We start from the raw sequence: 23001 nt of genomic DNA on the forward strand, positions 1-23001 counted from the left end.
CCGAGACGCTCCACAAAAATGTTGTCATTCAACCGCCCTATTTCAGTCCATCTATTCTGACATTTCTCCCCCTGAGGTCAATATATTATGCGAAAATAACGCCGTTTCTGTCCATGGAATGTGAAAAATAACACCACCTTCATATTTTTGAATCAGCACATCCCTTAAACTGGTCAGTCCTTTCCATCGTCAAAGAAGTTTAGCCTCCTTCAGGATTCGCCTGCGTAACAGCCAGTAGAGTCCTTTCTCACTAACTACGTCCACTCTCCGGCCCATAAGCTCCCGTAAGTCGGTTAGTAGCGCTCCTAGGTCAAGCAGATTTCGATTGGGTTCCATTTCAACCAGGAAGTCAATGTGACTTGATTCATCGGCGTCGCCACGTCCACATTTGTTTACCAAGTGGAAGGGATTTTCAGCCCAAAGACCATATGCTTTTCGAGCGTTACGCCGTATTGCTCCGTCCATAGCCCGGTAAGCTACCCAAAAAGAAGACACCACATTCGACTTCATAATTGGTCATAATCCAATGGCTTGGTCTGTCCGCTGCTAATTTCTTGCCGCACACGTATGGCTGTAGCGACCAACTTATCCTGAGTTTTTTCGAATGCTTCGTTCCAGAGTTTTTCGTCACAAATGTCCTCGAGATATTCTCTCAAATGTTCAACAACTTGGTTTTGAGTTGCATCAGGCAAGCTCTGCATCATTTTGACAACGGTGGCAATAGCTGATGATGGCATTGACTGCCTCCTCCGAATGTAGCGGCTCTTATAGCTGATATAATATCACAGCCGTCCAATAAAAGTTTCGCGTCTGTCACGGGGTTCGTCAACTTTGGCCATATTATGGACGAATGATGAATGATGGGACTGGTAAATTCCCCCAATTATTGAATATCCATCTTCTTGTGGATAGGAGAATCGTCAGTGATCTCGGATTGGCCGAGAAGAAAAGAGCCCTCAAAGAAATGGTCGAGTATGGCAAAAAAACTCCTTCACCATCAACCTTGAGAATCTTTCCGAAACCGCAGAAGACCTTGAGCCGGTAATTAATGAAGTTTCGGATCTCAGAATGACGCTGGATGTTGGGCATACGAACCTTAATGGCCCTGTAAATAAGTCAATTTCGATTATGGAAAGATTTGGGAAGCTGATCCGTCACGTTCATGTGCGCGAAAACTCGTGAACTGTAGCAACGAACTCGTGGGAGGTTGTCGACTCAATGATGTTTGCTCACGGCGACACTACGATTCTGTTATCTACAGGGGGAAAGGAAATCCCTACCGAATCTCGTATCTCTTGTCGGGAAATTTGCGAACAAACTCGTAAATCACGACATATCAGAATGAGGAAACAGCAAACTTATCAACTGATATCACGAGCATTTGGTTGCAGTCCGAACCGGTTTCTAACCGGTGTCTCCGCCGTGAGAGGGCGGGAAAGATAGCTACTCACATTGATTTTAGCTAATCCTCTCAGCTAGTTATAGATTAGTATCATCATTTATACACTTATATATTCCGAAAAAAGGGACCAAATTTGCCAAGCGAATTAGCTTAGAATGTTAAGGTAAGCTCTTGCTAATGATTCGCTCAAAAATGGATTGCTTACTTTGTCGATTTACCATAGCCTAATCGGCGGAATACCTTTCACGTTCAAGAGTAGAGATCCAATTTTTTAGTTTTTGCGAAGGACAAAAACCGACGAATAGAAAAGCATAGATCCATATAAATTAATTCCATTTGTAAATTTAGCTATTCTATGTAGGGTAAATATGAAAATATAACTTCATTCTATAAGGAGCCAAGAATGTTAGGAAGTGACGAATTGGTTAGAATTTGGGAAGAATTTGACGTTCCACTGAAGAAGCGAGAGTTACTTAAACATGATTTTAAATTATGGGAAGCTCTTTTGAATGATAGAAATCCAGAGGAAACAGAAATATTCTTGGAGAAACAAGGTAGCATAGGTTATCTTTTCTCAGAAAATATCTTAATGAAAATTGACAGACAGGATTCAGAGCCTAGAAATATTATTACTTTCTTTCCTCTCAACGAGATTAAATCTTGTAACTTACAAATAAATGGCTTTGAATCGAATAATAATGGTGAGGTAGTCCTTAACAAAAAAGGTCAAATAATACCTGACACCAAGATTCAACTGTTCTTCTGTATTGGAAAAAATGAATTCACCTTTAATTCAGACCAACTTTACACTGATCGACTCATTAGTATTCTAACTAATAAAATTTTACCAAAGATTGGAAAATAGAGCGGGGTTCCCAATAAACACAAAAGCCCAACGATGAACAACGACGGCATCACTGGGCTTCCATGCTTCAGACAATTATCTCTATGAGCTTACATGAACCAGGGTGAGATGGTCAATTAAATTTTCTTCCCGAAAACGCCAAACCCGCCAGTTTCGGAGGGATGAAAAGATGAGGTCAATTTAACTTTATCTTGATATGGAACAGGGCTACAGTAAAACGACAAGGCCGGAATCATCGCGGAATCAAGGTTCTATGCCAGAAATCATCTCAAATATAGGTGTGCCTAGTTGGACTGAATATTGCAGAGTATTGTCTTTGTCTACAGCCACCCCGAAACAGAAAGCATTCTATGAGTATTGGTGTAGGGAGCTTGAGAATGGCTTCTATATTGATTTAGGGAGTAACCTAACTTACATATTTGCCTATTTGATTAAGGCTATGAATGATTTTGTAATCTCAAAAGACATTAAAGAGCTTCTAAACAAATTTGCTATTATAAATCTAGGCTACGACACAAAACAAATATCTACATATATTTCAGCGCAGACATGCCAAGCCCATCTGTCTTTGGGTGATTACGATGGGGCGTGGAAGTACAGAAAAGCTTGGATAATGCTCTTTGCAGACGGAGTACTCAATATTGCGCCAAAATGTACGGACTCATCTATAGATGGGGAAGATCTTCTTCTTTTTTGTGGGCGCTCCAAGTCACTTTCAGGTTTTGGTAAACAACATAAGGAAGAAATTATCTCTCACATAAACATCTTTCTAGAAGATTTTCACAAAATTTATGGCCGAAATTTCATAGATCATTTCTGCCGAGAATTCAGTTACTCAGATCTAACCCCTGAAGACCTGAAAAAACTTAAAGAGTTTTACCCAAAAGAGGACGAATACAATTATTACTTAGAAGACTACCTCCGGCCGGGGATGAGAGAGTGTTACAAGGAAAAAGTCACATATTATTTATTGTCGGACGCTGTTTTGTATGCAGATGATTGCCCGTCTATGAAATTTGAGCGGATCCCGCAGCTTATTGAAATGGCGTGTAAGAACGAAGGTGTGAGGATCATAAGAGAGTCTGAGAACACTGCTAGAGAGGAGATAGGTGTACCCAGAATCGGTGAAGGCTGGGTAAGTGAAGCGACACTTTTTAGAAACATTTTGGATGTTTTCCCTAATGAAAAAATAATTCATCATGGAAGACCATCATGGCTTAGCCCTCAGCACTTAGATATTTATTTTCCCAACAGGTCACTTGGAATTGAATACCAAGGGGAACAGCATCAGAAAGCACATGAATTCTTTGGAGGGGAAGAGGGTCTCAAAAAGAGGCAAAAACTGGATAAGAAAAAGGCGGAATTGTGTCACAAGAATAATTGTAGATTGGTCTATGTATATGAAGATTACGATTTAGATACGGTCATTAAGCAGATTTGGATTTTGTTGAGTGAATAATACCAAAGAGAGATATCTTCAAATCACTCTCCCTACTAAAAAGATGATGATGTCAACGGGATGATCATAACTAATTTCGTTCTGGATAAATAACTATTTTCTTTATATCATCACCGGTAACCTTAAAAAAGTATACTGACCCGGAAGTAAAAGCAAAAACCCTCTTTGAATCGAAGAAGTTTTCACTTCTTCCAATTAATTCCCCGGAATTGTTGTATATCAAGCCGACGACACAAATGCTTTCTCTAAGTTGCCCCCCGTTAAGAACTCTGAGTTCAAAAATGACCTCGAAACCTGCGTCATCCACTGTTCTTCCACTGACTTGGCTTATAGGAACTCCAAGTCTTTTTTCCAACGTTTCCATTTGCTCAATCTGGATCTTTGATTCCATTCTTGTAGTGGCCCTCCCTAATTAAGATCGATCGTCAAAGGTGGACACCACATTTTGTGTGCCATAATGGATTTGAGAATAGAGTAATTCTGTGACAACAGCAATTTATTTCGCCCTTTAGAAACATACCTTTACTTGGCGCTACGAACTTGATCCCTAGTTCCCCCATAACCAATCATACTCTGATCATGCTCCTGCAATCGTTGTTGGGCAGGATGTCTCGCAATGAACGATTTTAACTAGCTCTTTAGGTACGGTTTGGGTACCCCAAAACGTGGTTGAAGGTTTTAGATCGTGCAGAAGATTCCGTTCGACGATGTTGACTTTTTCTTGGGACAATTTGGCAAGGAAGATTTTGATAGCCGCAGCATAACGAAAGCCGTAAGAGATAACTTCCTTGAATTTCTGTTCATTAAAAAGTATCTCCAACACTTCGTTCTTTTCATAATCACAGATCCACTCTTTCCCATTATTGGTGAACTGCGGCGGAACAGTATAGTGGCCCCCAATAAGACTTATGTAGTGGTGAAATTGTCGTAGCCACAGACCAGGCCTTCCTGTCGCTTTACCTATATATTGGGGAGCTTCTGCGCTTGCCATTTCCCACAGGTAGACTCCTGAGCATTTGTAATCTTTCTTATATCGTTCATTTGTTAGCAAGTCTTTAAAAGAGAAGGGACCTTTCCAACACAATTTTATTTCGTCATTCAATAGGATTTCGCTCATAGAGCCTCCTCTACCTACTTAATGGGAATGATTGATGGTGATAATGTCCGCAATTGAAAAATTGGAATTGCCAAAACGACTCAACTCTTACCAAGAGTCGTAGTGGACCTTGATTCCATTGATATTGACTGCAACCTGTCTAATCCACTGCTCTGGTTTGAGGAGTCTCGCCCGATCCCCGAACGAAAGGATCCACGAAATTATTTCCGGTTCACTGGAGGCAGTGAGTTTGATTCTAATTCAAAGCCGGAGGCTCAGCTACAACATTTTAGGTCCATCGCAATCTATCAGTAAATCAATTATTTCGTCATCACGATCTCCGCAAATTAAATACTACTTTACGGAGCCTTCTTGTACGCCGTACCGATTCAGAATTCTTCCATCTTTGGTCATGGAGCCTTCCTGAACACCATACCGGTTTTGGAATTGGATATTTCCTTGATTGTCCCTTTTGTAAAATCCCTGCTGAACGCCGTATCGATTATAAATCGTGTGAGTTTTATTGTCAGGAGATTTACCTTTAAAACCTTCTGAAAGCGCGTTACTAGCCAGCATCACCAAAATTACCAGCGGTAGGATTAAATTTTTCACTTCGTCTCTCCCTTCAACTTGATTTTGCGCAACCTTAATGAAGCAAAAAACAAGCCAAACAACTAAATTTACATAATTCCAATTATTATTTGTCAATATACTTATCGTATAATGACCCCAGGGACAGACCCATTAGGGGGATTGCGACTTTGATTCCGAGTTACGATAGTTGCGACAAATACACTTGTGAATGTTGATTATTGGTTCCCTGTCCCTGGAGTACGGGCAGGTCTTCGGAATCATCCTTGGTTTCTCTTGCTCTAAAGGCAGGTTCCATATTGTTACATACTTGGCAGCCAGGTTGCGGCTCATCCCTGCTGTTAAAACCGAATCTCAGATCTTGCCTGTCTTGCCAATCTCCTTCATCAGTTTCCGCGCCTGAGCCTCAGTCGTTTGCAATACAATGCCCCCTCAAACAAATTTGAGACATCTCTAACAGGCATCTACTCTCTGAAAAATGCACAAATGTAATTGTCGCTGAACAAAAAGGATATTACTCATGAAATGGTATTGTCATCTCTGAAGGATGAAGCCAGGCTTAAAGATTGTCATTCCGGCGTCAGGCATATCGGATTCTTGAGCTGATGGGTTTTTAGAAGAATTCGATTATGAACTGTATCGGTCCGATCAATTATTTCGTTGACATCTTTCAGACAGATTACCAACACTGGCAGATAAGGACACGAACTGTTCCGGGTTGTAAATACAGGAGTTCAAAGTGAGACTGATTAAATGTCCGGACTGCGGCAAGGATGTATCCACTCGGGATGCGTCATGCCCCCATTGCGGCAGCCTCCTTACGGCTGAAGAAATTGAAGTGGGCACAGACCTGACAGGCAAGAGATACAGGCTGTACATTGTCTTAAGCATACTCGTTTGTTCTTTAGGCTGGATTTTGTTTTTCTCCGAGGACAAATCCAGCGTGCGCACTGGTGTTTACTTTATTGTAATAGGCTTGATCGGGTACATAGTGGCTAAGATCTTAATCTGGTGGAAACGTGATTAGGTCTGTCACCAAGCTGTGGAGGAATCCAACAATGTTTTGTGGGGCTCCTGTAAAATCTCTCGATGATATCAAAAGATTGCGTTCAGCGGGATTTGATTTCGGCGAGATAGCGATTGCAAACGCCGGCGCAAGGCGTATGTGGTGGGAGTCAGGAATAATCAATGGGGGCATGGGTAAATTCTTCCTGATGGCTCACGGGCCTCTCGAAGACGATCCCTATGATTCCGCGAATCTCTGGAATCGGTATCTGCCGAATCTTATGGCTACCGTCGATACGTTGAGCCGGATGTCCATCCATTCGCTCAACATCCATTTCCTGATGGACAGCAGATTTGTGAGCGGCATTGTGTTGGCGGAGAAGAGAGGAGTTCTTGCGGAACTTGTTCAATACGCCGGAAAGAATTCAGTGGTCATCAACCTCGAAAATCTTTCCGAAACCGCTGAAGATATTGAGCCCGTATTGGATGAAGTTCCCCATCTTGGAATGACACTGGATGTTGGGCATGCGAACCTTTATTGTTCACAGAATAAGTCATTGTCTTTCATCGAGAAGCTCGGCAAGTCTATTCGGCATGTGCATCTGCATGACAACTTTGGAGGCGATTCTCCAAAAGCTGACCTGCATCTTCCCATAGGTGAAGGGAATGTGGATTTCGGTTCGATACTCAATGCTCTTTTGAGCACAGGCTATGACCGCACGATTACCCTGGAAGTGAAGCCTGAATTTCAGGAAACCACAAAAGCAGACATTCAGAAAATACTATCCGAAATTTGAAGGCTTCGAGATAAACCACAATCCCAGTCCCTGCCGGAACCTGCGAAGCGCCCCTCGGTGAGGAAGATCATACCGAAACTGGTGGGTGACGATTGCCGGAGCAGTTGTCGTTGGAGGGACTCGCAAAAGTAAACAGGAAACCTTAGCGATACGCCTCTGGATTTTTAGGCTCGTGCTATTTCTCCTTCGACCCGGGATTTTCCATAATCCTTCGCCCCGCCAAACCAACTGAAAAGGCCAGGATAAACTGGCCAATGTAGTAAAGCGGCAGCCCGACAAGTCGATTGAGAAAGTCGGGATCTATAAATCGATTCCTTGCGACAAAGATGTCTGAAACGTAGAATAAAAGAGCGCCGGACAATATGGACCACGCAAAGATTCTGTTCGTGTAAGGATTGCGGAATACAGCCCAGGCCCCTGACACCATAACGCTGATTATTAAGATGTAACAGACCACAGGGATAAGCATGGAGCCAAGGTGGGGATACAGCCACCACAATACGTACCCACTGAAAGCAAGAATCAAGAAGTTGACCGAATGAAACCAGTCCGTGCGCTGGGTCTGTTGAGCAAAAGCAAGGATATAAAAAACATGGCCCCCAAGAAAAGCCACTAAACCGAATCGGAATGGCATATTCCCGGGGAGCGCAAGACAAATGTCACCCACGAGGCCGAGTATTAAACCCGTGATCACCAAGCGGCAATATCGCTTAAAATGATGAGGTAGAAGAGCCGCAGTTAAAACAAATAGGCTCGACAGCGGCGCTTTGAAAAGTAAGATGAGTTTATAGCTGTCTGTTTTCTCAGCCCACAACAGGCCGACTAAGAGAGAGCAGGAGACAATGGGCAAAACGACTCGGACCATGGCAGCGCCTGGGATGAAATTCATAGGTGGATCTGCCCAACAGGAATTGCAACTAAATCTCCGCAGAAAAACCGGCTAACCGAAATGGCATCAGGCATACATGAGGCGCCAACAAAAGGTTCATGTCCCATTTTGATCTCCATGGGGGTGTGATGCTGGGTTAAATGAAAAGCTATATTATGCTGTTTTATGGCGAAAAATAGCTTTTATATTACATGATCTTACCGATATATTCAACCTGATGTATCCAGCCAGTTTATTTTTCGTAACCATTGAGTTTCGCACTGCCGGGTCCAAGGGTATCTATTGAGTTCCGAACGGTCCTTGCCGGAGATGAACCAGTGACTGAAATGGGGCAGCAACGTGGAGAGCCTTTTCAATGACCGTTTCTCCACTACTGCTCATCAGGCGTGCCTCAAACAGATTTTGCCGTAACGTGCCTGCCTACATCTCTGTCAGTTGTGACGCCTCCTCCCCGTTGAAGCGTCTTTAGGAGGAACTGACAGCCAATGCCACACTCAATGCCGCAGCCCCGAAGGCCAAACAGCTACTTGCCAGACAATACCCGTGGTAGTACCAATTGGCCACCAGTGCGCCAGCTAACACCGGGCCGGAAAAATCCCGCTTGAACGGCGAAGAGCGTCAGGTTTGCGTTAACGGAGCGGAAATGGGGCGCGGAGATCTGTAGCATCAGAGCAACTCAATTAAATTATGGAATACGTCGACCGATAAGTTCGGGGCATAAAGGACCGAAATATGCTATCAAGATGTGAGCCCCGATAGTGAATAATCAGGGTGATCGAGGGGTTGTGAATTGATTTTAGAATCCCCTATTCTTCGGCGCACTCATCCGAGGATTACAAACATGCCTGCACGCAACATGAATTTATTTGACACTCAGTTGGCCGCTATTTGCAAGGATTATAGGATCAATCCGAAATGGTTGATTGCGCCTTCGATGAGGGTCGGATTCCAGTGGCTTGATAACGTTACCCGCTCAGGGCAGCCGGTATTGAACGTCAGGGTGAAGACCCTGCATCGTGCAGCGCTTGACCTGGCCATGCATGAGCTTGATCAAACAGGCAAAACTTATATTGGTCGACTACGCACAGAATTGCTCGTTTCATCAATTTTTTCGAAGCTCAAGGAAGTTGGTCAAGGATACTTCACAGCCCTTGAGCCAAGTCGAGGACTTATTCAGGCTTTCATGTCAACAATTAACGACATGCGCCTATCCGGACTCAAGGCGGCGGATCTTGATCCCGATGTGTTTGAGGTTGAGAACAAGGGTCAGGAGATACGGAAAATTCTCCTACAATACGAAAAGGATTTAGAAACGCATAGGCTTGTGGATTTCGCCGACATACTGGAAATAGCGTCCAGGACACTGGAGGATAATCCAGGCGCGATATTCCCGGATACCATGATCTTGGCTCCCATGACCCTCTGGGATGCCGCCACTGGTCTTGAAAGGAGATTTCTGAACGCTTTTCCCGAACATCATGTCAAAATTCTCGATGAGGACATCATAGGAACAATCCCGGAAGATGATCGAACCGACAGAGACCTGTTGAGAGCAATTTTGAGCCCAACGGATTGCCCTCCACCAAAGGGCGATGATACTGCGTTCATTTACAGGGCCATTGGTGAAGTAAACGAGGTTCGAGAGGTTTTTCGTAGATGCGCTGAGAGATCCATCCCCTTCGACGAGGTAGAAATCCTGCATACTGACGGAACTACCTACATCCCATTGATCTATGAACTGGCCTGGAACCTTAAGTCTGACGACGCTGAATCAATTGCGGTCACATTCTCCGAAGGCATCCCGGCGAGTTACAGCAGACCGGGCAAGGCCCTTCGAGCGTGGCTTTGCTGGATCCGAAATGATCACACACAGTGGACACTCGTCAGGATGATTCAGGACGGCTTACTCAGAATAGACAAGGCGGAAGAATATGGATTCAGCTTTTCATTACTTGCTGCGTCGCTCAGAAGTCTACCTATTGGATCTGGAGCGCAGAGATACCTGAAGGCTATTGATGACCAGATACATGCGCTTGAACAACCGCTTCCAGACAAGGAGTCCGACGAAGACGCTGTTCCTGATGGAGCCGGCAGGCATAGCAAGAGAATAGAATGTCTTAGTGAGGTTCGAGGTCTCGTTCAAAAGCTCTTGGAAGGAAGCCCGACGAAAGATTCCAGCCAGGCGACAATCCTTGAGACGGCTTCCTGGTTTCTTGAAAACTGTTGCAGATGCGTAAACGAGCCGGATGCATACAGCAAGGGACGCTTGCAAACTGAAATCAATGAGTTAGCATCGTTTATCGACCAGGATCATGATTATCGGGGGTTCGATATTTGGGAGTGGCTTTCTGAACTTCCTGGGGTGCTGAGTGTAGCCGGCAGGGGGCCTAGACCAGGATGTGTTTACGTTGCGACGGTTCGGGACGGGGGGCATTCCGGTCGAAAGAACACGTTTATCTTAGGGCTGGATGACTCCAGGTTCCCAGGGGCCGGATTACAGGATCCGCTCCTTTTAGATGGGGAGCGTCAGAAGATTTCGTCAAATCTCCCTACATCCTCCGGCCGCGTCAGCAAGAAAATGGAGGATTTCGCCAGACTACTTTCTCGTCTTAGAGGATCTGTCACACTATCGTACTGTTGCCGGAGTCTGGATGACGATAGGGAGATGTTTCCCGGTTCGGTCTTGATGTCTGCATTCAGGATCCTTTCCGGTAACCACGACGCTAACCAGGACGATTTCCTTGAATGGGTTCGCGATCCCATATCCTTTGCCGCCCGGATTTCTGAACAATGCGCGAATGTTTCCGAATGGTGGCTCTGGAGAGCCTGTGGCGACAAGGAAATCATCGAACCCAAAAAACTTGTCGCAAAAAGTTTTCCACATTTAGGACAGGGAATGGTGGCGGCTTCACAAAGGCAGAGCGAGTTTTTCACGGAATATGATGGCTGGGTCCCACAAGCAGGTATCGATCTTGACCCAACCTCGCTCAACGGGCCGATACTCTCGTCGAGTCGGTTAGAAAAATTGGGCTCGTGTCCCCTGGAATATTTTTTCCGGTACGTACTCGAAGTGAAAGTACCCGAAGAATACAAAGTCGATCCTTCAATATGGCTGGATCCTCTTCAGAAGGGGACTCTCCTGCACCAGGTATTTCGGGAATTCATGGCGACGCTGAAAAGAGACAGGCTTCTGCCTAATGTGGACCGTGACGCCCCCGTCATGTCCGCCATCCTCGATAGCCAAATAGATATATATAAGAAGATGATCCCTCCACCTAACGAGGACTTGTTCAAAGCAACCGTCCAGGAGTTTCGCAGAACCACGTCAATCTTCCTTCACGAAGAAGCGGTCCTCTGCCGGTCGAGTGATCCTTTCTGCTTTGAAGCTGCGGTTGGTTTGCCTCAAGATGGGGATCCAACCCCTCTTGACACCTCGGACCCGGTCACGATCAAACTGCCGAACGGAAAGTCGATCAGGACTCGAGGCCGAATTGACCGCATTGATCAGTTATCTCACTCCAAACATATTTTTTCGGTATGGGATTACAAGACCGGATCGGCATGGGGATACGATCGAAACGAACCCTTTCGCCAGGGCAGAAAGATTCAAAGCTCCCTGTACCTGGCTTTGTCTGAAAAACGTCTTAGAGAGATATGCTCACCCAATTGCTCCGTGGCAACCTTCGGTTATTTTTTCCCAGGCATACGCGAGCATGGTGAGCGCATTTGCTGGGACTCCCATCAGTTGAATGCCGGAAAAGAAGTCATTGCTGGGCTTGTGGAAATGCTCCGTTCCGGGTGCTTTCCGTTCACTACCGATCGACGAGATGTGACTTTCACGGATTACGGGATGGTTTTCGGATACATTGAGGATGCAGTCGAAGCTACGAAGCTCAAAATAGCCAACCTCGCAAACAGTGGCATAGAGCCATTCAGGAAATTACGCTCATGATCGCCATCCTTAAAGGAAAGGAACACAATGCCTGAGAGCAAGGCCGCAAACGTGACTGTCCTGAAGGATCAGGCAGCGCGTCAACTCATTGTAGAGGCATTGGACCGTAATCTGCTAGTGGAGGCCGCAGCAGGCACCGGCAAGACATCCAGCATGGTCCAGCGTATGGTTGAACTCCTGCGGTCACGCACGTGCAAAAACATCAGGACCATGGCTGCGGTCACGTTTACTCGCAAAGCTGCGGCAGAGCTTAAATCACGATTCCGGATAAAGCTGGAGGAATGTGTTCGTTCAGAGTCCGGTCCAGTCAAAGACAATCTTGAGAAGGCTTTACAAAACATGGAGCAGTGTTTTATCGGCACAATCCATTCGTTTTGTGGCCACCTTCTCCGCGAGCGCCCCGTCGAGGCTGGAGTGGATCCCACATTCCAGGAGCTTGACGAGGACGCGGACGCGATTCTGCGGAAGGAGGCATGGCTTGAATATTCATCCAGGCTCCTCGCTGAGGACAATGAGGGCTTCCTGCCTGAGTTGGAGAAATTCGCCTTGCGGGTTCAGGACCTGGAAGAAACTTTTGTTCGTTTCTCCAATTATCCCGACGTATCCGATTGGCCTTCACCGGAGGGTAAACCCGACTTTTCATTATTGGATCCTGTTAGAGAACAGATCTTCGAATATGTTGCGCACATGAGGTCGCTTGCATCGAGACTCCCTCAACAATGGGGCAACGACAATCTGATTCCCAAGTACCGGCGGGCGCCGCGAATCCTGTCTCACTACGGGTCATTAGAGTGGCCTGCGGATGTTATAGCGGTGCTTGAAAACTTCGATGCGGACGCCAAAATCACCCTAACCAGTTGGACTCAGGATGGATTATTTACCAAAGACGAGGCTAAGACAGAACAAGCCAGGTGGAAAGAGTTTCGATCGAATGTCGTTGAGCCGGCGTTAAAACGATGGAGAGAGTGGCGCTATGGACCCATCCTGAGAGTAATGATCCGGGCCCAGAGTGTTTATGATGAGATGAGACACTCCCGCGGCCAATTAAATTACACAGACCTCCTCATGCGGGCTGCCCAACTTCTCAGGGAGAATTCCCATGTGAGATCATATTTTCGAGACCGTTTTACTCACCTTCTTGTGGACGAGTTTCAGGACACCGATCCAATCCAGGCTGAAGTTATACTCTTGCTCACGACATCGAACATGGATGAAAAAGATTGGAGGAAGGTTGTCCCAAGGCCGGGGTCGCTCTTTGTGGTGGGTGATCCGAAACAGTCCATATATCGGTTCCGTAGAGCCGACATCGTTACGTATAACGAGGTAAAAGAGGCTATTCGTAAAGGAAACACGCAAAATGGCAGAGTGATTGAGCTTTCATCAAATTTCCGGACCGTGGATGGCGTCATCTCATGGGTGAACCATGTGTTTGAGCCGCAAGATGGAAGTCCTAGCGAACTTTCCGGTACGGTGGTCCGGTTTGATAAATCTGACTCGCCGGAGTCTCCTCGTTATGTTGGACTCGATCCGTCTCGAAGCGATTCGGCGGATGGAACGCTCAAGGGGGTTTATTCCCTCACTATTCCAAAGGAATGTGACAACAAACAGAAAGTCCTGGATTACGAAGCGGACTGGATAGCTCGCACGATTCGACGAGCCCTCGATGACTCCGACATTACAATTCCAAGGACCAAACAGGAGATTATGCAGGGCAAGACCGGTAGACTGGACCCTTCCGACTTCCTCATCATAAACAGGAACAAGGGCTTACTCAGCTTCTATGCCGGCAAGCTCGAAGAGTATGGCATCCCCACCCATGTCAGTGGGGGGAGCGCTCTCAATGAGGTCCGAGAATTGAAGATACTGCACTCATGTCTTGACGCTCTGGTGCGCCCGGATGATCCCGTGGCCTTGTTGGCGGTTCTTCGTGGGGAACTTTTTGGTATGAGTGACGTATCATTGTACGAGTTCAAGAAAGCCGGAGGGCGTTTTTCTTTTCATTCTGAAGTTCCAGAACGGCTGGATCCCGAGGTTGCAGGTCAGTTTAGCGACGCCTTCTCCCGTATGAAGTCTTACAGCTTATGGCTTTCCAGGATGCCTCCACTTGCGGCGTTCGATAGAATCGTTGCCGATCTGGGATTATTGGCGCTTTCCGCCATTAGACCTGGGGGAAGTGTCCAGGCTGGAAGTTTCTCCAAGGCAATAGAAATACTCAGGGGGTTTCAGCATGACACCTGGACCACTGCGCAGATAGTGGAACAACTTGGGCGCCTTTCCCAGGAAACTACGTCTCACGATGGGATATCGGCGAGTTCAAAAGAACGGCCCGCAGTACGAATTATGAATCTCCACAAAGTAAAGGGGCTCGAAGCCCCAGTGGTTTTTCTGGCGTGTCCCTACGGTGAATCAGATCATGACGTGGAACTTCACATCGACCGATCAGGGAATTTCGTTAGAGGTTATTTGGGGGTGTACGGGAAAAAATCGGGCCATAAGCGACCATTCCTAGCGCACCCGGCCAATTGGAGCGAGTTCACGGATAGAGAATCCAGATTTTTGAAGGCTGAGTCGTTGAGACTGCGGTACGTCGCGGCCACTCGTGCGGGAGCCGCTCTTATTATTACAAAAAGAGAATCCGGTAGGGGTGAGAGTCCATGGAAGCCGTTTCATCGCCATCTCTCTGCCGATCGTGAAATCCATGACTTTTCCCAAACTCAAAACCCTCCAAAAGAAATGATTGAAGTCACCATGGACGAGGTGGCCAAGGCACAAGAGGATATCGAATCCAGAATTACCCTGGCCTCTAAACCTACTTACGACGCCTGCCGAGCCAAGGAGTTCGCTCTTAGGCAAGGCCGTGTGACATCTGCTTCCTCTGAAAGTTTAAAAGAAGACAATGGGCTAGGGGCTGAGGCTGATGCAGATGATCTGATCGACGATGGTGAACACGGAGTAGAATGGGGAACACTTATTCACTCGTTGCTACAACTTGCCATGGAGAATCCGCAGGCTGATCTGAAACGAGCGTTTAAAGCAGCGCTCGATGATCACGATCCCCTGTCTAAGTATGCAGAGTTGGCGGAAACTACAGTGAAGAAAGTCATGGGCTCGGACCTTTGGATTAGGGCTCAACAGAGCGAAAGCAGATTGCTTGAAGTTCCATTTCAGGTGTTGAAAGAAAATGTAACAGAGACTGGGGACATGCTGCCGACGATCTTCAGAGGAACTATCGACCTCATATTTAAAGAAAGTACAGGGTGGATTCTTGTCGACTACAAAACAGACATGGTGATAGAGGAGACGGCTCAGAGGATTGTCGATAAGTATACCCCTCAGTTACAGATTTATTCTGAAGCATGGCAGGAGTGTACTGGTGAACCGGTCGTTGAAACCGGTCTTTACCTTGTCCGGCTCAACAAATATGTTCGAGTGCAGTGTTGAATTCTCTCAGCAACCGTCAATTCCTGACAACGGTCGCATAGCTTTTTCTGTGGAAATGGCTGAAACAATACGAAGAGCCAATTCATTTGCGAAGGGAAAACCAGCAAGCAAAAGGTTGGATAGACCTACTTTTGGAGACCAGCTCAGGATTCGTCATCATGGGCCTCCAAGAGTTTTCCTGGAAGTACGGACAAGTGGAAAAAGAAGGCCACACATAAGCCGGTTATTGCTACGTTGATCAATATGCCGATTTTGGGTGTCGCATTAGAGCTTAAAATAGATGCCTATTAATGGCCTATATAAAAAGATAGACTAGCTTATTCACCTATGGCTGTGTCCTTCTTTTCTGATACCATTAACTTCATCTCAAATTCTGTTCACAAAGCAATTGAAACATTATACTGTCGACTCAATTGCTGATACTGTAATTCTGATGCTATCAGTGCCTGCTCCGCACATCGAACGTCAAAACGTCAAAGGAATATTTTATGACCAATATATTGCGACATGACCTGATGAATCGTGTAATTCAGGCATTAAAAAGTCTTGGTGGTTCTGGCACGAATGAGGAGATAACTAATAAAGTTGTCGAGCTTGCCAATATTCCTTCTGAGCAACTCGAAGTCCTACGTAACCCAGAAAAGGGCGGGGTGACTGAAATTGATGGCTTGGGGTTTACAAAGAGTTATTTAAAGCAATATGGGATTATTGAAAATTCGGCTCGAGGTGTGTGGGCTCTAACCCAAAAAGGTCTTACAACTGAAAAGGTTGATCAAAAAGCTGTTGATCGGTTTGTCAGTGAACAAAGAAAAAAGAACAAATTGGTACCGCTTGAACTCCCGAATGATACTCTCAAAGAATCGGATACCATCGATAAGATATCGATTCCAAACAACATCTGGTGGGTAAATCAAAGAGACAACTTTCAAGAAGCACGAGATAGTGGAATCATATGGGCTCCTCTAAAGACTAAATCCGGTGGTACAAAACACTTTTGGGACTCCTTGGGAGAGGTTAGACCGGGAGATACGATTCTCCACTATGCAAAAGGAGAGGTAAAATCTGTCAGCCGCGCCAAAAGTGGCCCACAAGAGACTACCACACCCCGCTATCTCAAGAATTACGATAAATCCATCCTAGGCCGCTCAGTAGAATTAGAATATCAGGATCTTACGCCCCCAATACCATTGAGCAAAATCATAGATGCTCTACAAAATACAGACATTAATCAAGGACCATTCGACAAGTCTGGGGGTGTGAAACAAGGTTACCTCTTCAGATTAACACCACAAGCTTTAAGCCTAATTGTAAAAGCGTCTCCAGACACAAATTGGCCTAGTTTTATTGAATCAAGCCCGCAGCCTCCAAACCAGCCAAATTCTGAAGATGGTAACACTGAGGAAGAAAGACCGCATATTCCTCTTAACTTAATTCTGTATGGCCCTCCTGGAACCGGGAAAACCCGCAAACTATTGAAAGATTATGCCCCGCTGTTTGAAAAAGACAACATAGAACAGTGGGAAATGGTGACATTTCATCAATCCTATGGATATGAAGATTTCGTTGAGGGGTTGAAACCCGTTGCGGGAACAAAAGAAACTTCAGGACAGGTTAATTACAAGATAGTTCCAGGCATATTCAATTACATGGTCACTCGGGCGATGAAAGACCACAAGAAAAATTTCGCACTTTTTGTGGACGAGATCAATCGGGCCAATATCTCGAAGGTTTTTGGTGAACTCATCACATTACTTGAAAAAGACAAACGACTTATGTGGGACAAAGAAAGAGGTCGTTGGACAGGGAAATTTAGAGTCAGATTGCCGTACACACACACCCTTGAACCGGATACTGACCGTTTCGGAGTACCTAATAACTTGTACGTCATTGGGGCCATGAATACAGCGGACAGATCAATTGCGCTCTTAGATACTGCTCTTCGTCGCAGGTTTGAATTTGAAGAATTGATGCCAGACCCCGACCTTCTAAAGGACATAAGAATTACAGGTCATGACGAAATTCAAATGGATAGACTACTTGACGCTATGAACCGAAGAATAGCAGCACTTTACGACAGGGAGCATCAGATCGGCCACGGCTATTTCTGTGATGTCAAAAGCTGGGATCGTCTCAAGGAAGTATTCTTGAAACAAATTATACCGCTGTTACAGGAGTATTTCTTTGACGATTGGGAAAAGATAAAACTCGTATTGAAAGATCCGGAAGATGATGATGATAACCCAATTCTTATGCGTATAAAGACAGATAAAAACAAAGATTTCCCCCGATTTCAGGGGGATCTAAATACACTTGAGCGGGTCTACAGTATAAATAAAAAAATTACGGCGGATCAGATTATAAGAATTTACAAGGACTGAGGCATTTTGAATCTACGCAGAATTACAGTCCCTGAATACGACACGATTAGTATTGTTCCAAGCCTCGATGCAGTGGAAACAAAAAAGTCAAAAAGCATCTCGGAGCAAGAAGCGAAATTGGTCAACGCATTTCAGAAAAGATCGGGTCAGACTTTCTTTAATATCGGTCTCCAAATGCTCGCAACCACTAATTGGGTCGGTTCATTCTCTATAGGCTATCTCTGCATAGACGTCATTCCCAAGATCGATACCGAAAAACCCTTAGCTATGAAAAATCTGCTGCAAATGGTTTCAGCGGGTGGCGTGGAAAAATTCAAACATACTGACATCTCATGCCTCGCCAAAACTGACACGCCACTGATTACAGCTTTCCTCGAATTATATATCAACAACTTGAGGAAAGAATGGATCAGGGGCCCTATCCGGAGGTACGTTAGCGAAGAAGCAAATCGGTTTTTCCTGAAAGGTAAGATCATTTTCAGTAGGCACTTGAGGCAAAATGTATTTCATCACGAACGATTTTTTACCGCCAGCGACGAATTCACGGCCGACAACCCAGTTTCCCGGCTTCTAAAGGCTGCCTTAAATGTTTGCCGTGCGTACCCTCTGGCTCCTCATGTCTCAACTCAGGCCAAGAAACTTCTATGTCTTTTTGATGAGGTATCAGATGAGCGAGATGCAGCCAAATGTTTATCCGAAATAACCATCGACAGAACTACTTTCAGATTCCAGTACCTGATCAATCTGGCCAAGTGTGTCATCGAAAGAGTGTCGCCGTGGAAACAATCTCTTAAGGTACCAGTTTATTCGCTCATGTTCGATATGAATGAAGTCTTTGAAAAGTTTGTAGCCGCAGAACTGAAACGAGCCTTGACAGAAAACGGCTACAAGGTGATCACTCAATCTGCAACAAGATACCTAGCGACAAGAGATGATTCGCCCCAGCTTAAACCTAAAAGGGTTTTCTGGCTTAAACCTGACATCTCCGTGTTTAACCCGAAAGTTATTCAGGGAAGACCGGCATGTCTTGTTGACACAAAATGGAAGATGCTAAGGATTTTAGAAAATGAAGAGTTTAGACCGAATAAATCAGGAGACAGCAGAGAGCCCGTTCCACAAGCGGACATGTATCAGATGTATGCATATGCGCACAAATACAAATGCCCGGTAATCCTAATTTACCCACATCACTCAGGGCTTCCACTTCAAAAGCAGCCCCTAGCAAGTCCTTTCCTTAAATATGACTGCGGTGATGAAGAAGAGCCTTATACCATCGTGGTTTGTACGGTAGATATCACCATCGACCTGGTCAGAGCAAGAGAAAGAGAAAGTTTCCGGTGGTCATTGTTGAAACTGGTTCAAGATATTGGACAAGCCCCTTCAAGAGCTGACGAGAGCCACGTCTAGGTCAGGGAGGAACCTCTATGTCAACATTCAGAACACTTCGCTTCGTCGAGAGAGAGCTTTCGATAGAAAATTATGATGATTTACTCACGCGAAAAAGACACGATTTGCTCACATGCTGTAGAAGCTTACCGGATAAGGCCACTGTTATTCAGACATGCGGAGGTTGCTTGCGGCTGATCATGGACATGAGCGCCTTCAGCCACGGGAAAGCGACGACCAACGTGGATTTTAAGAATGTCGTCAGCGTAGCCGAAGAGGCTGCATTTGATTTATTCCTTCCTAAGACATTGCAGGAGGCTTTGGCTGAGGCTTGTAACTACCTGACCCTTGGGGTGGATGTCTATCACGAGGATGGTTCCTGCGATACGCACGCTGAGCTTGTGGGGGTCTACGATACCAGGGGAGGCTGTTTTGTGGCATGGACCGGCAAGAGCTACCCAGTTCAATTCCAAACATCTTCGCTGATGTATTGCAAGGACTTGGAGTCCCACTTCCTCACCTTGAGCGGTGTGAGCGTCATGCTATTGGGTTGTCATGACCTAAACATCTTTAGTCCACGCAGCAGAGCGTCGGCGTCGCAAGGCACTTACAAGGATCAAATCATGAACAAAATGGATCGTCTCGTAAAGATTCACGATCCTGTAGTCGTTTTGCACCATCCCCATTACACCGATTCACCCCGAATTTGGAGAGTGCCGTGGACGGGGGTTGATCGAAACGTTCCGTACTGCGACACGTATTCTTCAGGTATATTCTATGGTGCTGGCGACGGAGGAAAACCGCGCGGGAGACTTGAGGAAGTTCTCGCCAAAACAGCAAAAGGTGATGTTAAGAACTGGATTCAGGACCTGCCTAAGATATCCTAGAATAGGGGGGTCAACTAATGGACTTCGACGAACGAGTTATAAGGCGTAAACATGTTGAGAATGCAATCAAACGGTACTGCCTTGAGAGACCGAAACATAAACCAGCAAGAAGTGCTTTCTTACTATGGAATGGTGAAAAGCTACCCGCCAAATATATTCTCCGACTTGCTTTCCAGAATGCCACAGGTTTCATGCCTAAACCAGAGACCCTCACCGGAGGAGAAGCAAGTATTCGCGTTTTGAAGGATCTTGGATTCGAGACTTGTTATGAAGAACCCAAAAGGCGCTCTGCGAACAGAAACCCAATTAAAAGCGCTAGACGAGCAGCGCTAAAAGGAATCCTTGAAAAACATTATGGTCCCGTTGAAAGGGAATGGAAGAACCCACTGATCTCCGTACCGGACTTGGTTAACAGAAGAGGAATGGATAACAATATTAACCGAATTTTTGAGGCTCTCAGAAAGCATCGTCGGATGGAGATTAGAGGAAAAAAAGGGCACAAGCTTGCTTTCGATTTTTTCATCATGCAGTTAAATTTACCTATAGAGTTTGACGAGCGTCAGCACTTCACGCCATTACGTCAAGTGAGCCTAGAAAATTATCCTGTCTATGCACATCTCGGGTTCCCTCGCGATAGGTGGATACAGCTATCGAAAAAGATACGAGCTGGCGATAATTCCCCAATCTATCGTGATGAACAAAGAGCCTTGTACGATTCAATACGAGATCTAATGGCTCCCCAAGTCGGTCTTTTACCGGTTGTTAGAGTCTTCGAAGAAGATGTTGAGTGGGAGCGGACAGGCGAAAACTGCGAGGAGGGTAAACGATTTCTAGTCAAACTAGAGACGATTATTCGTGATCACCGATAAGGATTGTCACAACAGCCGAAGAACAGGCACAGAGCAAGCCTACTAACTAATCTTGCTTTTTCTTTCATCATCCAGTTGGCACTATCGCTCAAACCAGAATCGTAATTCCGAGTGTAAGTCTTTGCCAAAAGATACACGAGTACCACTTTTCCATTCGCAGTCCCTGGCCAAACTATTCTGCTTCTACACACCAGTCTGAATACGGCAATGTCGTTTCCATGGTTTTAAAAAGGCTGACAAAAATATCTTCCTGTTCAAGCGCCTCCCTATTACCGAGGACAATCAACTTGTGTCGAGCCCGCGACATGGCCACGTTCAAGCGTTTCTCATCTGCAAGATGCGAAGAAACTAGACTGTCGGACATGCCTAGGGATACAAGAACGACATCGCTTTGGCCCCCCTGAAATCTGTCAACAGTGCTTACCGAATCAAGTATCATCTTCTCGGTATCACTGTCGTACAAGCGACTTCCGCTAAACAGATCAAGAATCAATTGGGTATTTGATTTTAGCTGATTCTTATTGTCCGGATCCAGATTCACGGCTCCAGATTCACCTTCCTTCATTAAGGCGAATCAGTTATCATAAACTGATTCCATAACAATCTTGGAGTTCTTGATGACCTTCTATGAAGAACCTACTCACTACGAAAAGACTGTCATTTCAGATTTACAGGGAGCCTGGGAGAATTTACGACGAACAGTAGTCGAACATCACCCATTCCCGGAATCTGAGCGGTTATTATTTCATGTGGATGAGGGAATGAGTTGGGAAAGTGTTCGTGACCTTAGAGCCACTTGCAAAAGTGTTTTTTGGGTGTTTAAGCATGTGTAATAAATGAGCTTCACGGGCAGGCCCGTGGTATAGTGTTTTTGCAAAAAAGACGCTTTTTCACGGGAGACGCCAGTGAAGCTTAGGAAGAGAATATCATGGTTGATGGGGACACTGCAACGCAGTCTGTTTCCGAAATTGCAGGAGTCATGGAGCGCTCCTCTAACCGAAAAAGAGAAGCAACTTGTGTCGATCTTGGAGTTGGTCCAAGTTGAGAGTTTTGTTCCAAAAAGCTCTTTTACGCAGTCGTTGGGAAGAAAACTTCGCTATCGTGAATCGATAGCACGGTCCTTTGTCGCTAAGTCTGTTTATGGATATCCTTTCACAAGGTCGTTGATTGAGGCGCTTAAGACTACGCCGAGTCTGCGTAAGATCTGTGGTTTTGACAAGGCTTCAGACATTACCTCGGAGTCCACTTTCTCCCGGGCTTTTGCCGAGTTTGCTGATAGTGGTCTTGGTGATAAGGTCCATGAGGCTTTGGTTGAACGATCTTTGAAAACGGAACTGATAGGGCATATATCCAGAGACTATACGGCCATAGAAGGCCGTGAGAAACCAGTAAAGAAAACACCGAAGGAAAAACCTTCTCCGAAAAAAAGAGGTCGTAGAACCAAAAGGGAACACTCAGAACCCAAGGAAGTAAAACGATTGGAGCGTCAGATTCATCAATCAGCGGAACAGGCGTTAAAGGAATTGCCGGTTGCCTGCGATGTCGGAACCAAGAAGAACTCCAAGGGATACAAAGTAAGTTGGATTGGCTATAAGTTTCATGCGGATGTCAATGACTACGGTCTGCCAGTGAGTGTCGCGATGACCTCCGCATCATTACACGACAGTCAGGTAGCCATACCGCTCATGAAGACGAGCAGTTCCAGAGTAACATATCTCTATGATGTCATGGATTCGGCCTATGACGCTGGGCTCATTTATGAACTTAGCAGGAGTCTCGGCCATGTGCCCATAATAGACAGGAACTCTCGTGGTAAGGATATTATCCCCATGGCTCCTCATGAGGCTGCCAGATATAAAGAAAGAACAGCGGCGGAGCGGTTCTATAGTCGTTTAAAGGAAGAGTTCGGAGCAAACAACATTATGGTTCGAGGAGCCTTGAAGGTAAAGGCTCATTTAATGTTTGGTGTGATTGCGATCTTTGC

At 45.6% G+C, this 23001-nt stretch carries 19 protein-coding genes; 12 read left to right on the top strand and 7 right to left on the bottom strand.

Annotated elements, in window-relative coordinates; translation table 11 throughout:
• Positions 1-189: 189 nt before the first annotated feature.
• Positions 190-510, bottom strand: coding sequence for a nucleotidyltransferase domain-containing protein (locus WC647_17320; GenBank protein ID MFA6224064.1), 321 nt, complete (start codon positions 508-510; stop codon positions 190-192).
• Complete coding sequence (locus WC647_17325; GenBank protein ID MFA6224065.1) at positions 507-737, bottom strand: hypothetical protein; 231 nt, start codon at positions 735-737, stop codon at positions 507-509. The genes WC647_17320 and WC647_17325 overlap by 4 nt, the downstream gene beginning before the upstream one ends.
• 1068 nt (positions 738-1805) lie before the next feature.
• On the opposite strand from WC647_17325, the gene WC647_17330 reads away from it, so the two are divergent.
• A complete protein-coding gene (locus tag WC647_17330; protein MFA6224066.1) occupies positions 1806-2267 on the top strand; it encodes a hypothetical protein in 462 nt (153 codons plus the stop codon).
• A gap of 253 nt (positions 2268-2520) precedes the next feature.
• Positions 2521-3726, top strand: a complete 1206-nt coding sequence (locus WC647_17335; protein MFA6224067.1) for a hypothetical protein — start codon at positions 2521-2523, stop codon at positions 3724-3726.
• A gap of 70 nt (positions 3727-3796) precedes the next feature.
• On the opposite strand, the gene WC647_17340 is transcribed toward WC647_17335, so the two are convergent.
• The 3 genes from WC647_17340 to WC647_17350 all read right to left on the bottom strand — a co-directional run bounded on the left by WC647_17340 (position 3797) and on the right by WC647_17350 (position 5434).
• The gene (locus WC647_17340) at positions 3797-4117 is read right to left on the bottom strand and encodes a hypothetical protein (protein ID MFA6224068.1); all 321 of its coding nucleotides are present in this window, start codon (positions 4115-4117) and stop codon (positions 3797-3799) included.
• A 186-nt stretch (positions 4118-4303) separates the two neighbouring features.
• Positions 4304-4843 carry a hypothetical protein gene (locus tag WC647_17345; GenBank protein ID MFA6224069.1) on the bottom strand — a complete coding sequence of 180 codons (540 nt, stop codon included), beginning with the start codon at positions 4841-4843 and terminating at the stop codon, positions 4304-4306.
• Positions 4844-5176: 333 nt separating this feature from the next.
• Positions 5177-5434: a hypothetical protein gene (locus tag WC647_17350; protein ID MFA6224070.1), complete on the bottom strand. Its 258-nt coding sequence runs from the start codon at positions 5432-5434 to the stop codon at positions 5177-5179.
• 718 nt (positions 5435-6152) lie between these two features.
• Between WC647_17350 and WC647_17355 the strand changes: the two genes are divergently transcribed.
• Both WC647_17355 and WC647_17360 read left to right on the top strand, forming a co-directional pair.
• A complete protein-coding gene (locus tag WC647_17355) occupies positions 6153-6440 on the top strand; it encodes a zinc ribbon domain-containing protein (GenBank protein ID MFA6224071.1) in 288 nt (95 codons plus the stop codon).
• Positions 6441-6471: 31 nt separating this feature from the next.
• Positions 6472-7215 (top strand): sugar phosphate isomerase/epimerase, encoded by a 744-nt coding sequence (locus WC647_17360; GenBank protein ID MFA6224072.1) that lies wholly within the window; start codon positions 6472-6474, stop codon positions 7213-7215.
• A gap of 175 nt (positions 7216-7390) precedes the next feature.
• Here the strand turns inward: WC647_17360 and WC647_17365 are convergent, their stop codons facing one another.
• Positions 7391-8104 (bottom strand): lysoplasmalogenase, encoded by a 714-nt coding sequence (locus WC647_17365; GenBank protein ID MFA6224073.1) that lies wholly within the window; start codon positions 8102-8104, stop codon positions 7391-7393.
• Between the two features lie 841 nt (positions 8105-8945).
• On the opposite strand from WC647_17365, the gene WC647_17370 reads away from it, so the two are divergent.
• The 6 genes from WC647_17370 (at position 8946) to WC647_17395 (ending at position 21017) form a co-directional block, all read left to right on the top strand.
• A complete protein-coding gene (locus WC647_17370) occupies positions 8946-12056 on the top strand; it encodes a PD-(D/E)XK nuclease family protein (protein ID MFA6224074.1) in 3111 nt (1036 codons plus the stop codon).
• Positions 12057-12083: 27 nt separating this feature from the next.
• The gene (locus tag WC647_17375; GenBank protein MFA6224075.1) at positions 12084-15497 is read left to right on the top strand and encodes a UvrD-helicase domain-containing protein; all 3414 of its coding nucleotides are present in this window, start codon (positions 12084-12086) and stop codon (positions 15495-15497) included.
• 488 nt (positions 15498-15985) lie between these two features.
• The gene (locus WC647_17380; protein ID MFA6224076.1) at positions 15986-17875 is read left to right on the top strand and encodes an AAA family ATPase; all 1890 of its coding nucleotides are present in this window, start codon (positions 15986-15988) and stop codon (positions 17873-17875) included.
• A gap of 6 nt (positions 17876-17881) precedes the next feature.
• On the top strand, positions 17882-19282 hold the full coding sequence (locus tag WC647_17385; GenBank protein MFA6224077.1) for a hypothetical protein: 1401 nt from the start codon (positions 17882-17884) through the stop codon (positions 19280-19282).
• Between the two features lie 17 nt (positions 19283-19299).
• Complete coding sequence (locus WC647_17390) at positions 19300-20148, top strand: hypothetical protein (protein MFA6224078.1); 849 nt, start codon at positions 19300-19302, stop codon at positions 20146-20148.
• Positions 20149-20165: 17 nt separating this feature from the next.
• Positions 20166-21017 (top strand): hypothetical protein, encoded by an 852-nt coding sequence (locus WC647_17395; protein MFA6224079.1) that lies wholly within the window; start codon positions 20166-20168, stop codon positions 21015-21017.
• Positions 21018-21189: 172 nt separating this feature from the next.
• Here the strand turns inward: WC647_17395 and WC647_17400 are convergent, their stop codons facing one another.
• The gene (locus tag WC647_17400; protein MFA6224080.1) at positions 21190-21582 is read right to left on the bottom strand and encodes a C-terminal helicase domain-containing protein; all 393 of its coding nucleotides are present in this window, start codon (positions 21580-21582) and stop codon (positions 21190-21192) included.
• A gap of 52 nt (positions 21583-21634) precedes the next feature.
• Between WC647_17400 and WC647_17405 the strand changes: the two genes are divergently transcribed.
• Together WC647_17405 and WC647_17410 are read left to right on the top strand one after the other, a co-directional pair.
• On the top strand, positions 21635-21850 hold the full coding sequence (locus WC647_17405) for a hypothetical protein (protein MFA6224081.1): 216 nt from the start codon (positions 21635-21637) through the stop codon (positions 21848-21850).
• A 72-nt stretch (positions 21851-21922) separates the two neighbouring features.
• On the top strand, positions 21923-23001 hold a 1079-nt coding region (locus WC647_17410), incomplete at its 3' end, for a transposase (protein ID MFA6224082.1).

It is taken from the genome of Desulfomonilaceae bacterium, assembly GCA_041662605.1.
GTDB lineage: Bacteria > Desulfobacterota > Desulfomonilia > Desulfomonilales > Desulfomonilaceae > CAJBEZ01.